Origin of the sequence: Methylobacterium oryzihabitans (assembly GCF_004004555.2) — a bacterium.
Lineage (GTDB): Bacteria > Pseudomonadota > Alphaproteobacteria > Rhizobiales > Beijerinckiaceae > Methylobacterium > Methylobacterium oryzihabitans.
On the sequence record NZ_SACP01000021.1, the window covers coordinates 49,473 to 65,293 of the forward strand.

The window sequence follows — 15,821 nt, forward strand, 5'->3', positions numbered from 1 at the left end:
TGGGGCTGTGATTCCTGCTCATGGGGCTGTGATTCCCGTTCGTGGGGCCGCGCCTCCTGTTGATGGGGCTGTGATTCCCCGCGAAGGCCGGGTGGTCCACAGCCTGGGGACAAGCTGGGAATCGAGGATCACGGGGATGCCGCCACATTTCGTGGGGCTGCGATTCCCGATCGCTTGACGATCCGCCTGTACACGGCACGGTGGAGCCACGAGCGGGAGGTCCCATGGCCGAGAAGCGTGATCTGACGGAGGCCGAGAAGAAGCGGCTCGCCCGCGACGAGCGGACCCGCCGCAACCGCCGCGGCCGCACCAACCCCTCGGCGGTGCCGGCGCGCCTGACCCGGACCTCGGCCTTCTCGCCGCGCCGCTTCGGCCTCGTGGACCGCGGGATCGAGCGGATCTTCCACGTCCCGGGTCACTCGGTGGTGGTGGTCAAGGGAGGCGAACTCGGCTCCCAGCACCGCGACATGATCTACGCGCTGTTCCGGATGAAGAACAAGATCACGTCCTACCGCACGCGCAACCCCGACGCGCCCTCGAACGGCACCACCGACGGGGTGCCGTCGCACATCGACGTGGTCGAGAGCATCGTGTCGTGGCGCGACCTCCTGCGCACGATGGGCAAGACCGAGCACGTCAACAACCTGCTCACCGCCAAGAACGTGATGGAGGACCTGCGCCAGATCATGCTGACGATCTACGAGGGCGATCCCGACGAGGTGATGAAGCAGCTCCAGAGCGGCCGGCTGCCCCGCGGCGCCGGGCGGATCACCGGCGTCATCGACCTCGTCGAATGGGACGGGGCCAACCTCGACAGCAAGGTCACGGTGCGCTGGGGCAAGGCGGTGATGACCGCTTTCCGCAACCGCCAGCTCGTCTCGCTCAACGCCGAGGTCCAGTTCGCGCTCAAGAGCGACTACGCCAAGAGCTTCTGGCCGTTCATCGATTCCAACCCGACCCACGTCTACGTCGACGAGACGATGCTGGCCAACCTCGTCTCGCACCCGCTGTTCGGCGAGGCCGAGACCAATGCCCAGCGCTCGCAGTTCCGCAAGGATTGCCGGCAGGCGTTCGACGACATGATCCGGGCCGGCGGACTGCTCAGCTACCGCCAGGAGGAGATGGGCCGGGGCCGGTTCAAGACCCGGCGCTACCATTACCGCCACGCCCTGCCGCGGGCCGACGAGAAGCCGCAGCTCGAACTCAACCTGCTGCCGGTGGTGGTCGGGGCCGCTCCCGTCGTGGCGCCCGGCTTGTGAGGCGGTCCGCCGGATGTTGCAGGAAGGGTGAGTCCGGCAGGCACCTCTAACATTACACGACACAGAAGGCTGCACGGGTGCGGGAGCGACGGCCGAGAGCGTGAACCCTCCCCCCTCTGCGGGGGAGGGTGGCCTGCAGAGCAGGCCGGGAGAGGGGAACGACGCTTCCGGATGTGGCGGAACCGTCGTGAAGGGCGCTCTCTGGATCAGCGTCGCGCCGCCCCTCTCCCGACCCCTGCTGACGCAGGGGCCACCCTCCCCCGCAGAGGGGGGAGGGGTCTTGCGCGGCGCCGTCGCTCCTGCACAGCGCAACCTGCTGTGCCGTGTACTGTGAGGCTCCGCTGGGCAGGGCCGGTTCCCGTATCGCCGAGCGACGACCCTTTTCGCGCTCCACGCCGTCGCACGGCCGCGACCGGCCTCGTTCCGACCACGATCGTCGGGCTATGGCCCATCGCCGCGCGCCCGCGGCCGCCTTTCGGGAATCCGGGACCGGACATGGACTACACGAGCGCCTCGTTCTGGATCGCGGTCCTGCAGATCGTCTGGATCGACATCCTGCTGTCGGGCGACAACGCGGTGGTGATCGCCATGGCGTGCCGGTCGCTGCCCGAGCGCCAGCGGCGCCTCGGCATCCTGCTCGGCGCCGGCACCGCCGTCGCCCTGCGCATCGCCTTCGCGCTGGTGGTGTCCACGCTGCTCGGCGTGCCGTTCCTGCGCATCCTCGGCGGCGTCCTGCTGCTGTGGATCGCGGTCAAGCTCGTGGCGGGCGAGGACGACGCGGCCCACGACCTCGGCCAGAGCCACACCCTGTGGAAGGCGGTGCGCACCATCGCGATCGCCGACGCGGTGATGAGCCTCGACAACGTCGTGGCGATCGCCGCCGCCTCGAAGGGCCATCCCGAGCTGTTCGTGCTCGGCCTGCTGCTGTCGATCCCGCTGATCGTCGCCGGCGCCTCGCTCATCACCTCGCTGATCCAGCGCTTCCCGGCGGTGGTGTGGGCCGGCGCGGCCCTGCTCGGCTGGATCGCCGGCGAGATGATCGTCACCGACCCGTTCCTCGCCGACCGCGTCGCCGGCTTCGGCGCTGTGGCCCATCACGCCGCCGCCGCGGCCGGTGCCGTGCTGGTCGTCGCGGTCGGCTACGTCCTGATGCGCCTCCAGGGTGCCGCGGCGCCGGCCGGGACCGCACCCTGACCCAGGGCGCCCTTCCGCGGGGCCGGCCCCGCCTCCATATGGGGGAGGCCTAAGCAGACTTGCGTTGGCAGGCCAACGCTTCGTCCGCTTGGTTTATTGTTTTGTCGCAAGTTTTCTCGCAAAAGTGGCAACCACTTTTGCGAAACATGCTTAGAGCGGCCCCGCTGTCCGGACCCCCCGTGATCGTCGTCATCCTCGTCCTCGCGCTCGTCTACCTCGCGCCGATCGCGCTCTGCGCCCTGCTCTACGGGCTGCGCGAGCGCGGCGACTGGCGCCTCGCCGACCGGTCGAGCGCCGGGCTGCTGCCGCCGGCGGACCGCATGCCCGGCGCGGTGGTGCGGGTGTTGTCCGCCCGCGTGGTGAGCTGGCGCGGCATCGTCGCCACCCATAGCTGGATCGTGGTCAAGGAGGCCGGCGCGCCCGCCTACCAGCGCTTCGACTACACCGCCTGGGGCACGCCGATCTGGATCGACCGCTTCGTCCCCGACGGGCGCTGGTTCGGCAGCCCGCCCGAGGTGGTGTTCGCCGCCGACGGGCCGGCGGCCGAGGCGATGATCCCGCGCATCCGCGACACCATCCGGGGCTACCGCTACGCCGCCCCGGGCGACTACCGGGCGTGGCCGGGGCCGAACTCCAACACCTTCGTGGCCGCGGTGATGAGCGCCGTGCCGGAGATGCGCGCGAGCCTGCCCGCCACGGCGATCGGCAAGGACTACCCGTTCGACGGCCACCGGCTCGGCCTCACGCCGTCCGGCACCGGGATCCGGCTCAACCTCGGCGGCTATCTCGGCCTCACCCTCGGCTGGGTCGAGGGCATCGAGGTCAACATCCTCGGGGCGGTGGCCGGCCTCGACCTGCGCCGGCCCGGCCTCAAGCTGCCGGCGGTCGGGCGCATCGGGATCTGAGGCGCAAGACGGGGAGAGCCGGATGCGGGATTGGCTGATCGGGGGCGCCCTGCTCCTCGCGGCGGTCGGGCCGGGACGGGCCGAGACGCCGGCCCCGGAACCCCCGGCCTTCGAGACCTGTCTGAAGGACCTCGCGGCGCTCGCGGTTCAGCGCAGCGTCGCACCCGGCCTCGTCGCGGCCCGGGTCGAGGGGCTGACGCCCGACCCCGAGGTGCTGGCCGCCTCGCGCAACCAGGCCGAGTTCGAGAAGCCGGTCTGGGCCTCGGTCGATTCCGCCACCAGGCCGTCCCGGGTCGAGACCGGCCGGGCGAAGCTCGCGCAATGGGCGCCGGACCTCGCGGGCATCGAGACCGAATACGGCGTCGACCGCCACGTCCTGGTGGCGATCTGGGGCATCGAATCGGGCTACGGCAGCGTCCTCGACGACCCCGCCCGGGTGCGGCCGGTGCTGCGCTCGCTGGCCACCCTGGCCTGCGGCGGCGACGGCCGCGCCGGGCTGTGGCGCGACGAGTGGGTCGCGGCGCTGCAACTCCTCGAACGCGGCGACGTCGCCGCCGAGCGGATGACGGGCTCGTGGGCCGGGGCGATGGGGCACACCCAGTTCATGCCGACCACCGTCCTGCGCCACGCGGTCGACCGCGACGGCGACGGCCGCCGCGACATCTGGGGCTCGGTGCCCGACGCCCTGGCCTCGACCGCGAACTTCCTCGTGAGCCTCGGCTGGCGGCGCGGCGAGGGCTGGGGCGGCGAGGCGCTGCTGCCGGACGGCTTCGACTACCGCCTCGCCGACGAGACCACCGAGCGCAGCCTCGCCGCCTGGGCCGACCTCGGCGTCCGGCCGGCGGACGCGGCGGCCTTCCCCGATCCTGGGGCCACCGCGCGGCTGCTCGTGCCGACCGGCGCCGGCGGCCCGGCCTTCCTGCTGCGGCCGAACTTTTCCGTCATCCTGCGCTACAACGCGGCGCTCCCCTACGGCCTCGCGGTCGCGCTCCTGTCCGACCGCCTGCGCGGCGGGCCGGACCTCGCCCGGCCGTGGCCGCGGGGCGAGCGCATGCTCACCGGCGACGAGCGGCGCGAGATCCAGGCCGGCCTCGCCGCCCGCGGCCTCCCGGTCGGCACCGTGGACGGCCGCATCGGCCCGCGCACCCGGGCGGCGATCCGGGCCTATCAGGCCGGCGCCGGGCTGGTGCCGGACGGCTACGCCGAGGCGCGCCTGCTCGACCGGCTCCGGGCCGACCGCCCCGCCGGGACGTCGCCGTGATTCCGCCGGTTCCGGCCCGCCCGAGCGTTGAACGCCCGAACGATCGGTGCATAAGCTCTGCGATGCGTGCCGTTGATTTTACAACTCCGAGTTGCCTTCCCTGTCCCCGGTCGACTCTGCCCGGCCGCGGGACGGCGGCCGCGTGAGCGACGCCTTCTCGTTCCTGCCCCCCGGCGGCGCGACGGGAGCGGAGATCCGCGCCCGCGACTGGTCGGCGACCCCGCTCGGGCCGCCGCAGGGCTGGCCGGCGAGCCTGCGCGCCAGCCTCTCGCTGATGCTGTCGTGTCCCACCGCGATGTTCCTCGCCTGGGGGCCCGACCTGCTGTGCTTCTACAACGACGCCTACCGGCCGTTCCTCGGCTACCGCCTCGACGCCGCCCTCGGCCGGCCGTTCCGCGAGGTCTGGGCCAGCATCTGGGACGAGATCGCGCCCCTGGTCGAGGCGACGCTCGCCGGCGAGAGCCGGACCCTCACCGACCTGATGCTCGACCTCTCGCGCGACGGGCGGCCGGAGCGGAGCTGGTGGTCGTTCACCTACTCGCCGGTCCTCGACGACGACGGCGCGGTCCGCGGGCTGTTCTGCGTCACCGCCGAGACCACCGCGCGCGTCCTCGGCGAGGCGGCCCTGCGCGAGAGCGAGGATCATTTCCGGCACACCGTGGAGTTGAGCCCGCAGGTCGCCTGGACCTGCGACCCGTCCGGCGGCATCACGTCCTATGCCAGCCGCTGGCTCGCCCTGACCGGACAGGCGCCGGGCGAGCCCCTCGGCGACGGCTGGGTGAGGGCGCTCCATCCCGACGACGTGGCGCCGACGCTCGCGGTCTTCGCCGCCAGCCTCGCCTCGGGCGATCCCGTCGACGTCGAGTACCGCATCCGCGTCGCCGCCACCGGCGAGCACCGCTGGATGCGCGCCCATGCCCGGCCGCGCCGGGACGAGGCCGGCGCGATCCTGCGCTGGTACGGCGTCGTCGAGGACATCCACGACCGCCGGCTCGCCGAGGACGCCCTGCGGGGGCTGAACCGGACGCTGGAGCGGCGCATCGCCGAGGCGCTGGCCCAGCGCAAGCTCTGGGCCGACGTGTTCGAGACGACGAGCGCCCTCGTCGCCGCCCTCGATCCCGACTACCGGGTGCTGGCCGCCAACCGCGCCTACGCCGACGAGTTCGCGCGTCTCTACGGCGTGCGGCCGCGGGCCGGCGACGACCTCCTCGCCCTCCTGGACGCCGTGCCGGAGGAGCGCGAGGCGGTGCGCAGCCTGTGGGGCCGCGCGGTCGCGGGCGAGGAATTCACCGTCGTCGCGGAGTTCGGCGACCCGGAGCGCCGGCGCGCCTCCTACGAGATCCGGTTCACCGTCCTGCACGACGGCGACGGCCGGCGGATCGGCGCGTTCCAGTACGCCACGGACGTGACCGAGCGGCTGCGCGAGCAGGCGCAACTGGCCAGGGCCGAGGATGCCCTGCGGCAGGCGCAGAAGATGGAGGCGGTGGGCCAGCTCACCGGCGGGGTCGCGCACGACTTCAACAACCTTTTGACCATCATCCGCTCCTCGGTCGACTTCCTGCGCCGGCCCGACCTCGCCGAGGAACGCCGCCGGCGCTACCTCGACGCGGTCTCCGACACGGTGGATCGGGCCGCCAAGCTCACCGGCCAGCTCCTCGCCTTCGCCCGCCGGCAGGCGCTGGCGCCGGAGGTGTTCGACATCGGCGCGCGGCTGCGCAGCGTCGCCGAGATGCTCGACCCGGTCACCGGCGCGCGCATCCGGGTGGTGATGCGGTTGCCGGACGTGCCGTGCCACGTGCGGGCGGACGTGAGCCAGTTCGAGACCGCGCTCATCAACATGGCGGTCAACGCCCGCGACGCCATGCGCGGCGAGGGCACCCTGGTCCTGCACCTCGAATGCGGCCGGCCCCTGCCCGTCATCCGCGGTCATGCCGGCAGCCCCGGCCCGTTCGCGGTGCTGTCGGTGGTCGACGAGGGGGCGGGCATCGCGCCCGAGCACATCGACCGGATCTTCGAGCCGTTCTTCACCACCAAGGAGGTCGGCAAGGGCACCGGGCTCGGCCTGTCCCAGGTCATCGGCTTCGCCAAGCAGTCGGGCGGCGACGTCGCGGTGGCGAGCCGGCTCGGCGAAGGCACCACCGTCACCCTCTACCTGCCCGAGGTGGCGCCGCCGCAGGCCGGCGGCGCCACCGACGCGGCTGCGGCCGAGGATGCCGGCGACGGGTGCAGCCTGTGCGTGCTGGTGGTCGAGGACAACCTGGAGGTCGGCCGGTTCTGCACCCAGATCCTCGAGGATCTCGGCCATGCCTGCGTGTGGGCGCACAACGCCGAGGCGGCCCTGGCCGAGATGGAGCGCAGCCCCGACCGCTTCGACGCGGTGTTCTCGGACGTGGTGATGCCCGGGATCGGCGGCATCGCCCTGGCGCGCCGGCTGCGCGACCAGCATCCCGACCTGCCGGTGATCCTGACCTCGGGCTACAGCGACGTGCTGGCCCGCGACGACGCGCACGGCTTCCCGCTGGTGCGCAAGCCCTATTCCGCCTCCCAGGTCGCGCAGGCGCTGCGGACGATCGCGGGCCGGCTCAGCCGACGCCGGTCGGACCGTCGATGACCCGGCGGACCCGCCGCGCCAGTTCCAGCCGCTTGTAGGGCTTGTTGAGGATCTCGAACTCGGAGCCGCCGGCATCGGTGCGCTCCAGCGACGCCTCGGCGTAGCCGGTGGTCAGCAGCACCTTGATCCGCGGCTGGCGCTCGCGGGCGGCGCGCGCCAGCATCACCCCGTTCATGCCGCCCGGCATGATGAGATCGGTGAACAGCAGGTCGATGCGGGCCTCGCCGTCGAGGACCTCCAGGGCCGCCCGCGGGCCGTCGGAGACCAGGACCGTGTAGCCGAAATCCTCCAGGATGGTCCCGGCGGTGGCGGCGACGTCGGGCCGGTCGTCGACCACCAGCACGGTCTCGGTGCCGTGCCGGTCGGCCGCCCGCGGCGACGGCCTGGCCTCGCTCTCGATCGCCCCCTCGGCGGCGGGAAACAGCAGCCGCACCGTCGTGCCGTGGCCGACCTCCGAGTAGATCTTGACCGAGCCGCCGGACTGCTTGGCGAAGCCGTAGACCATCGCGAGGCCGAGCCCGGTGCCCTTGCCCTCGCCCTTGGTGGTGAAGAACGGCTCCATCACGCGGGCCAGGATCTCGGGCGGCATGCCCGCGCCGGTATCGGTCACCGCGACCACCACGTAGGCGCCCGGCGGCACGGTCTTGTAGAGCGCCGCGTCCTCGTCCTCGATCAGCAGGTTGGCGGTCCGCACCGTGACCGTGCCGCCCTCGGGCATCGCGTCGCGGGCGTTGAGCAGCACGTTGAGCAGCGCCACCTCGGCCTGGGTCGGGTCGATGCGGGTCGTCCACAGGTCCGGCGCCGGCTCGGTGCGCAGGACGATGTCGTCGCCGAGCGTCCGGCCGGCCATCTCGCTCATGCTCTCGACGAGGCCGTTGAGGTTGAGCAGGCGGCCCTCCAGCCGCTGCTTGCGCGAGAAGGCGAGGAGCTGGTGGGTCAGCTTCGCGGCGCGGTCGGAGGCGTCGCGCACCGCCTCGCTCGCCCGGCGCAGCCGCGCCCGGTCGGGCTCGGGCTGGTCGAGCAGCGCCAGCACGACCTCGTTGTGGCCCGAGATGACCTGGAGCAGGTTGTTGAAGTCGTGGGCGATGCCGCCGGTGAGCTGGCCCAGGCTCTCCATCTTCTGAGCCTGATGCAGCGATTCCTCGGCGTCGCGGCGGCGCGACACGTCGAGCTGCGAGCCGAAGAAGTAGACCAGCTCGCCGGATCGGTTGAAGACCGGGCTGACGAACAGCGCGTTCCAGAACGACGAGCCGTCCTTGCGGTAGTTCAGGATCTCGGTCGCGGCCTCGCGCCGCTCGGCCACCGCCGACCGGATCTCCGCCACCGAGTCGCGGTCGGTCTCGGGCCCCTGCAGGAAGCGGCAGTTGCGGCCGAGCAGTTCGTCGACCGCGTAGCCGGTCATGCGCACGAAGGCGCGGTTGGCGAACACGATCGGGTTGTCGGGCTGGTGCGGATCGGTGACGATCATCGGCATCCGCGTCGTCTCGACCGCCGCGAAGAAGATGTCGTGGTTCGTGTCCTGCACCCCGGACGACCCGCTGCCGGTGACAGGCGTGTGCGGCCCCGTGTTGGGGGGCTTCTCGGGCGACGACGGCATGCGGGCTCCCGTTCCTGGCCGAGCCGACGACGCCCTGCGCAACAGATGAACGCAGATCTAAGATGCTTGGCGGCATCCCGACAGGATCATCCGGCGTGGCCACATCGTCGCAGTATATTGACTGCGACAATCGGGAACTTTTCGGGAGGAGCAATCGCTGACGGAGCGTTGGCTCGATCGGATCTGCGTGTGTGCGGTCCGCCGGACGACCGTCTGGACTGTTGGTTCCGGTAGCTCGACCATTGCCGGGGCGTCGTGGGAAGCGCCGGCGCCGCGCCGGGGAGGCGGGCCTGCGGGCGGCGCAGGGCACGCCTGCGCCCGCGGTTCGGCGACGGCGACGCGAGGTGCTAAGGCTGTCCCCGCCATGCCCGGACCCCCATGACCCCGACCCTCAAGCAAATCCGGTTCTTCGTGGCGGCGGTGGATTGGGGCAGCCTGTCCCGGGCGGCCGCGCACCTCAACGTCGCCCAGCCGGCGCTGAGCCAGCAGATCGCCGGGCTCGAAGCGGTGCTGAAGGCGGAACTCCTCGGCCGCACGCCCCGGGGCGTCCACCCGACCGAGGCCGGGGAGCGGTTCTACCGCCACGCCCGCACCATCCTGCGGCAGGTCGAGGGCGCGGTCGCCGACCTGTCCGGGCCGTCGGCCGTCTCCGGACGGGTCGCGGTCGGGCTGCCGACCAGTGCCGCCACCATCCTGGCCCATCCGCTCCTCGCCGCCCTGCTCGGGGGCTATCCCGGCATCCGGCCGGAACTGTTCGAGAGCTTGTCGGGCTACCTGCACGAACTCGTGGTGCGCCACCGCCTCGACCTCGCGATCCTCTACCGCGACCGCGCCGGACCCGGCCTCACCGTGCGGCCGGTGCTGCGCGAGGACCTGTTTCTCGTCACCCGGGCCGAGCCGGGCCTCGATGCCACGATCACGATGCGCGAGGTCGCCGGCCTGCCGCTGGTGATGCCGAGCCCGACGCACTCGCTGCGCACCACCGTCGAGGCGGCGTTCGCCCAGCAGGATCTCGACCTGCGGGTGATCGCCGACGTCGACAGCCTGCCGACCATGCGCAAGGCCGCCGCCTCCGGGCTCGCCGCCACGATCCTGCCGATGTCGGGCCTGTCGGGCCTCGCCGAGGCCGACCGGCCGGCGATCCGCCGCATCGTCGATCCCTGCATCACCCGGCCGCTCGGCCTGTGCCATGCCAGCGACCTGCCGCTCGTCGGCGCCATCGCGGTCGTGGCCGACCTCGTCGTCGCCGAGATGCGCCGCCTCGTCGAGACCGGGGCCTGGACCGGGGCGATGCTGGTCGAGCCATAAGCTTTCGCGATAGCCCGCTCGGATAATCCGACTCGATTGCCACAACCTGTGGGTTCAGACTGTCCGCCAGACACCAGAAACGTCCGGGAGGCAGCATGTCGGAGCCAGCGCAGGGCCGCGGGCCGGAAGGGGGGGGCGCTCCCGAGGCCGACGGGCCGCTCGCCGGGGTGCGGGTGCTCGACCTGTCGCGCCTCGTCGCCGGCAACATGCTGAGCCTGCAACTGGCGGATTTCGGCGCCGACGTCATCAAGCTGGAGCCGGGCAAGGGCGACCCCCTGCGGCACTGGCAGGAGAACGGCATCCCGGCGTGGTGGAAGGTCTACAGCCGCAACAAGCGCTCGATCCGCCTCGACCTCAAGACCCCGGAGGGCAAGGCGACCCTGCGGGCGCTGGTGCCGACCGCGCAGGTGCTGGTCGAGGGATTCCGGCCCGGCGTGATGGAGGCGGCGGGCTTCGCGCCCGAGGTGCTGCACGGCCTCAACCCGAAGCTCGTCGTGGTGCGCATCAGCGGCTTCGGCCAGACCGGCCCCTACGCCCAGCGGCCGGGCTTCGGCTCGCTGATCGAGGCGATGAGCGGCTTTGCCGCCAAGAACGGCTTCGCCGACAAGCCGCCGGCCCTGCCGAACCTCGCCCTCGCCGACATGGTGGCGGGCCTGTCGGGCGCCTTCGCGACGCTGGCGGCGCTGCGCGTCGCCGAGCGGCCCGGCGGGCTCGGGCAGGTGGTCGACCTGTCGCTGCTCGAGCCGCTGCACGCGACCCTCGGGCCGGACGCGGCGATCCACCGCCTCACCGGCCGCTCGCCGTCGCGCCTCGGCAACCGGGTCAGCATCACGGCGCCGCGCAACGTCTACCCGACCCGCGACGGCGAGTGGATCGCCCTGTCGGCCTCGACCCAGGACATGGCGGCCCGGCTGTTCTCCGCCATCGGCCGGCCCGAGATGATCGCCGACCCGCGCTTCGCCACCAACTCGGCCCGGCTCGACAACGTCGAGGAGGTCGACGCCGTCGTCGGCGGCTTCATCGCCGCCCGCGACCTCGCCGAGAACCTCGCCTATTTCGAGAAGGCCGAGGTGACGGTCGGGCCGGTCTACGACCCGGCCGGCTTCGCCGAGGATCCGCATGTCCGCGGCCGCGGCGTCCTGGTCGAGGTCGACGATCCGGAGGTCGGCCCGGTGCCGATGCACGCGCCGTTCCCGCGGCTGTCGCGCACCCCCGCCCGGATCCGCCGCCTCGCCCCGTCCCTCGGCCAGGACGAGGAGGCCGTGCGGGCCGAAATCGGCGCCGCGAAGCCGGCCTGACGCCCGCCCCGGACGACGCCCCGGCGCCACCACAACGACACGGCAGGGCTCCGACGGCCCGCCCCGGGAGGAACCCGACCGATGATGCGCTTTCCCCGCAGCAGCCGCGCCGCCGTGGTGCGCGCGTTCAAGGCCCCGGTCTGCATCGAGGAGGTGCCGATCCCGCAGGAGCTGGAGCCCGGCACGATCCTGACGAAGATCGAGACCTGCTCGATCTGCGGCACCGACGTCCATCTCTGGCAGGGCTCGCTCGCCCTCAAGGTCGACCTGCCGGTCATCATCGGCCACGAGATGGTCGGGCGGATCGTCGCCATGGGGTCGGGGACCGACCGCGACTCGGTCGGCCAGCCCCTGCGGGTCGGCGACCGCATCACCTGGACCCACACCGCGTGCGGGCGCTGCTACTTCTGCACCGTCGCCCGCGAGCCGACCCTGTGCCAGTACAGCCGCAAGTACATGTACGAGCGGATGGACGTGGCGCCCTACCTGCTCGGCGGCTTCTCCGAATACGGCTACGTGCTGCCGGATTCCGGGCGGGTCCGGGTGCCCGACAACGTGCCGAACGAACTCGCCAGCATGGCGAGCTGCGCCTTCCGCTCGGTGATGAACGCCTTCGACGGGCTCGGCCGCATCGACCCGACCGACACCGTGGTGATCCAGGGCGCCGGCCCGCTCGGCCTGCTCGCCACCGCGGTGGCCAAGATCTCCGGCGCCCGCCGGGTGGTGACCCTCGGGGCGCCGGACGCCCGGCTCGACCTCGCGAAGGAGTTCGGCGCCGACGAGGTGCTGTCGGTCGAGCGCACCAGCCATGCCGAGCGGCTCGACCGGGTCCGGGCGCTCACCGACGGCCGCGGCGCCGACGTGGTGATGGAGTTCACCGGCCATCCGGAGGCCTTCGGCGAGGGCCTCGACCTCGCCCGGCGCGGCGCGAGCTACCTCGTGGTCGGCCAGCTCGGCCAGGGCAGGACGACGATCATGCCGTCGGCCATCGTCAGCAAGAACCTGCGGGTGCTGGGCTCCTTCTCGGGGCAGGCGAAGGCGTACTGGAAGGCGCTCGATTTCGTCTCGAAGCACCGGCACGAGGTGCCGTTCGAGCGCATGGTCAGCAACCGCTACAGGCTCGACGACGTGAACCTGGCGCTCACCCGGATGAAGAACTTCGAGGAGATCAAGCCGGTGATCGAGTTCTGACCGCATTCGCGGGAGACGGGACGACCACCGGCGGCGAACGCCACGCCGATACGACGACAACCAGAAGACCCAGGAGGACACCATGTCGCGCAGCACCCTGACCCGGCGCGGGCTCGTCGGCGCCACGCTCGGCGCCGGCCTGATCGGCGCGGCCCTGCCGATCCGCCGCGCCCGGGCGGCCGAGTACGTGTTCAAGCTCGGCACCGACGTGCCCGACACCCACCCGATCAACGTCCACGCCCGCAAGGCCGCCGAGGCGATCCGCGAGCGCACCGGGGGGCGGGTCGAGCTGCAGCTGTTTCCCAACAACCAGCTCGGCGGCCAGAGCGACATGCTCTCGCAACTGCGCTCCGGGGCGCTCGAATGCTTCGCGCTCTCGGGCGTGAACGTGCTCTCGACCCTGATCCCGACCTCGTCGATCTACGGCCTCGGCTTTGCCTTCCCGAACTACGACGCGGTGTGGCGGGCGATGGACGGGCAGCTCGGCCAGACCCTGCGCGGGCAGATCGAGAAGGCCGGCTTCGTGGTCCTGGACCGCATCTGGGACAACGGCTTCCGCCAGATCACCAACAGCGTGCGGCCGATCCGCGAGCCGAAGGACCTCCAGGGCCTCAAGATCCGGGTGCCGGTGAGCGCCCTGTGGACCTCGCTGTTCAAGTCCCTCGGCGCCGCGCCGGCCGGGCTCAACTTCTCGGAGGTCTATTCCTCGCTCCAGACCCGGGTTGTGGACGGGCAGGAGAACCCGCCGGTCATCATCGACACCGCGAAGCTCTACGAGGTGCAGAAATACTGCTCGGTGACCAACCACATGTGGGACGGCTGGTGGTTCCTCATCAACCGCCGCGCCTGGGGCCAGATGCCGGCCGACCTCAAGGAGACCTTCGCCGGAGCGGTCAACGCCGCCTGCCTCGACGAGCGCAAGGACGTGGCGCGGCTCAACGCGTCCCTGCGCGAGCAGCTCACCGCCAAGGGGCTGGTGTTCAACGACGTCGACCCGGAGCCGTTCAAGGAGGAACTGCGCAAGAGCGGCTTCTACACCGAGTGGCGCAAGCGCTTCGGCGACGACCTGATGGGCCAGCTCGAAGCGGCGGCCGGCAAGCTCGGGTGAGGGGGAGCCGGAGGCTTCGCCCGAACCCTCCCCCCGCTGCGGGCTTGCAGATTCACACATCGGGTTGTGCGCGTTCTCCTCGCCCCGCTTGCGGGGAGAGGGCTGCTGGGGATCGGAACGATCCCACCCCCTTGTCGGGTTCGCAGCGAGGCGGCAGCCGAAGGTGAGGGGGCGAAGCCGGAGGAGCTCGTCCTGCATCGCCCCCTCACCCTCGCCCTCCGAGCTTCCTTCGCCCCCGACAAGGGGGAGTGGGATCGCTCCGATCCCCAAGGCCTCTCCCCGCAAGCGGGGCGAGGAGAATCCCCGCGCCTTCTTCGGCGATGTGTGAATGCGGTAGCCGCTGCGGGGGAGGGTTCGGGCACGGCACCTCGTCCCGGACGAGACCAAGCCGTCACCCTCACGCCTTCAGGCGATACCCGGTGCGGAACATCCACGTCACCGCGCCGAGGCACAGGGCGAGGAAGACCAGCGCCATGGCGAGGCTGATGCCGAGCGAGACGTCGGCCCGGCCGTAGAAGCTCCAGCGGAAGCCGCTGACGAGGTAGACGACCGGGTTGAACAGGCTCAGCGCCCGCCACACCGGCGGCAGCATGTCGATGGCGTAGAAGCTGCCGCCCAGGAAGGTCAGCGGCGTGACGATGAGCAGCGGCACCAGTTGCAGCTTCTCGAACCCGTCCGCCCACAGCCCGATGACGAAGCCGAACAGGCTGAACGTGATCGCGGTGAGCAGCAGGAACAGCACCATCACCACCGGGTGCTCGATGCGCAGCGGCACGAACAGCGAGGCGGTGGCGAGGATGATGAGCCCGAGCAGGATCGACTTCGAGGCCGCCGCGCCGACATAGCCGATGACGATCTCGACCGGCGAGATCGGCGCCGACAGGATCTCGTAGATCGTGCCGGCAAAGCGCGGGAAGTAGATGCCGAACGACGCGTTGGCGATGCTCTGGGTCAGCAGCGTCAGCATGATGAGCCCGGGCACGATGAAGGCGCCGTAGGGCACGCCCTCGATGGTCTCGATCCGGTGCCCGACCGCGGCGCCGAACACCACGAAGTAGAGCGAGGTCGAGATCACCGGCGCGACGATGCTCTGCAGCAGCGTGCGCCAGGCGCGGGCCATCTCGAACAGGTAGATGGCGCGGATCGCGGGCCAGTTCATCGGGCGTCCTTCACCAGGTCGACGAAGATGTCCTCCAGGGAACTCTGCGAGGTCTGGAGGTCGCGGAAGCGCAGGCCGGCGGCGGCGAGGTCGGTGAGCAGCGCGGTGATGCCGGTGCGCTCGCCCTGGCTGTCGTACGTGTAGGTGAGCTCGCTCCCGTCCGCCGACGGGACGAGGCCGTAGCGGGCGAGCGCGTCCGGCAGAGCCGCGACCGGCGCCTGGAGCTGGAGCGTGAGCTGCTTGCGGCCGAGCTTGCGCATCAGCGCCGCCTTGTCCTCGACGAGGATGATCTCGCCGCGGCGGATCACCCCGACCCGGTCGGCCATCTCCTCGGCCTCCTCGATGTAGTGGGTGGTGAGGATGATGGTGACGCCCTGCTCGCGCAGGCGCCGCACCAGCCGCCACATGTCCTGGCGCAGTTCCACGTCGACGCCGGCGGTCGGCTCGTCGAGGAAGAGCACCCGCGGCTCGTGGGCGAGCGCCTTGGCGATCAGCACCCGGCGCTTCATGCCGCCCGACAGGGTCATGATCCTGCTGTCGCGCTTCTCCCACAGCGAGAGGTCGCGCAGCACCCGCTCGATGTGGGCCGGGTCGGGCTTGAGCCCGAACAGGCCGCGGCTGAAGCTCACCGTCGCCCACACGGTCTCGAAGGCGTCGGTGGTGAGCTCCTGCGGCACGAGGCCGATCAGCCGGCGCGCGGCGCGGTAATCGACGAGGATGTCGTGGCCGCCGACCCGCACCGTGCCGCCGCTCGGCCGCACCAGCCCGCAGACGATGCCGATGAGGGTGGTCTTGCCGGCGCCGTTCGGCCCGAGCAGGGCGAAGATCTCGCCCTGGCGGATGTCGAGGCTGACTCCGTCGAGCGCCTTGAAGCCCGAATCGTAGACCTTGGTCAGGCCGGAGATGGAGATGATCGAGGACATCGCGCTC

12 protein-coding genes and 1 pseudogene are annotated in these 15,821 nt (G+C 71.7%); 10 read left to right on the forward strand and 3 right to left on the reverse strand.

The annotated features are described in order from the left end of the window. Nucleotides 1-224 precede the first annotated feature (224 nt). From EOE48_RS19565 to EOE48_RS30515, 6 genes and pseudogenes are all read left to right on the forward strand, one after another. Entirely contained in the window at nucleotides 225-1,259 is a 1,035-nt protein-coding gene (locus tag EOE48_RS19565) for a hypothetical protein (RefSeq protein WP_127732261.1), read from the forward strand. Between the two features lie 495 nt (nucleotides 1,260-1,754). Further along, nucleotides 1,755-2,453: a TerC family protein gene (locus EOE48_RS19575; RefSeq protein WP_127732264.1), complete on the forward strand. Its 699-nt coding sequence runs from the start codon at nucleotides 1,755-1,757 to the stop codon at nucleotides 2,451-2,453. A 146-nt stretch (nucleotides 2,454-2,599) separates the two neighbouring features. Continuing rightward, nucleotides 2,600-3,358, forward strand: coding sequence for a DUF3750 domain-containing protein (locus tag EOE48_RS19580; RefSeq protein ID WP_127732266.1), 759 nt, complete (start codon nucleotides 2,600-2,602; stop codon nucleotides 3,356-3,358). 22 nt (nucleotides 3,359-3,380) lie between these two features. Next, complete coding sequence (locus tag EOE48_RS19585) at nucleotides 3,381-4,619, forward strand: lytic murein transglycosylase (RefSeq protein ID WP_127732268.1); 1,239 nt, start codon at nucleotides 3,381-3,383, stop codon at nucleotides 4,617-4,619. Nucleotides 4,620-4,914: 295 nt separating this feature from the next. After that, nucleotides 4,915-5,616, forward strand: a pseudogene (locus EOE48_RS30510) (PAS domain-containing protein); the annotation flags it as partial. An 81-nt stretch (nucleotides 5,617-5,697) separates the two neighbouring features. Beyond that, nucleotides 5,698-7,230, forward strand: a complete 1,533-nt coding sequence (locus EOE48_RS30515) for a PAS domain-containing sensor histidine kinase (RefSeq protein WP_425463678.1) — start codon at nucleotides 5,698-5,700, stop codon at nucleotides 7,228-7,230. On the opposite strand, the gene EOE48_RS19595 is transcribed toward EOE48_RS30515, so the two are convergent. Continuing rightward, the gene (locus EOE48_RS19595; protein WP_127732270.1) at nucleotides 7,202-8,827 is read right to left on the reverse strand and encodes a hybrid sensor histidine kinase/response regulator; all 1,626 of its coding nucleotides are present in this window, start codon (nucleotides 8,825-8,827) and stop codon (nucleotides 7,202-7,204) included. The two genes, EOE48_RS30515 and EOE48_RS19595, sit on opposite strands and share 29 nt — an antisense overlap. 378 nt (nucleotides 8,828-9,205) lie before the next feature. Between EOE48_RS19595 and EOE48_RS19600 the strand changes: the two genes are divergently transcribed. The 4 genes from EOE48_RS19600 (at nucleotide 9,206) to EOE48_RS19615 (ending at nucleotide 13,732) form a co-directional block, all read left to right on the forward strand. Next, entirely contained in the window at nucleotides 9,206-10,135 is a 930-nt protein-coding gene (locus tag EOE48_RS19600; protein ID WP_127732272.1) for a LysR substrate-binding domain-containing protein, read from the forward strand. Between the two features lie 95 nt (nucleotides 10,136-10,230). Further along, nucleotides 10,231-11,433: a CaiB/BaiF CoA transferase family protein gene (locus tag EOE48_RS19605; RefSeq protein ID WP_127732274.1), complete on the forward strand. Its 1,203-nt coding sequence runs from the start codon at nucleotides 10,231-10,233 to the stop codon at nucleotides 11,431-11,433. Nucleotides 11,434-11,514: 81 nt separating this feature from the next. After that, nucleotides 11,515-12,624 carry a zinc-binding dehydrogenase gene (locus tag EOE48_RS19610; RefSeq protein WP_210249587.1) on the forward strand — a complete coding sequence of 370 codons (1,110 nt, stop codon included), beginning with the start codon at nucleotides 11,515-11,517 and terminating at the stop codon, nucleotides 12,622-12,624. Between the two features lie 82 nt (nucleotides 12,625-12,706). Further along, nucleotides 12,707-13,732: a TRAP transporter substrate-binding protein gene (locus EOE48_RS19615; protein ID WP_127732276.1), complete on the forward strand. Its 1,026-nt coding sequence runs from the start codon at nucleotides 12,707-12,709 to the stop codon at nucleotides 13,730-13,732. Between the two features lie 397 nt (nucleotides 13,733-14,129). On the opposite strand, the gene EOE48_RS19620 is transcribed toward EOE48_RS19615, so the two are convergent. Further along, nucleotides 14,130-14,891: an ABC transporter permease gene (locus EOE48_RS19620; RefSeq protein WP_127732278.1), complete on the reverse strand. Its 762-nt coding sequence runs from the start codon at nucleotides 14,889-14,891 to the stop codon at nucleotides 14,130-14,132. Beyond that, entirely contained in the window at nucleotides 14,888-15,814 is a 927-nt protein-coding gene (locus EOE48_RS19625) for an ABC transporter ATP-binding protein (RefSeq protein ID WP_127732281.1), read from the reverse strand. The genes EOE48_RS19620 and EOE48_RS19625 overlap by 4 nt, the downstream gene beginning before the upstream one ends. Nucleotides 15,815-15,821 lie beyond the last annotated feature (7 nt).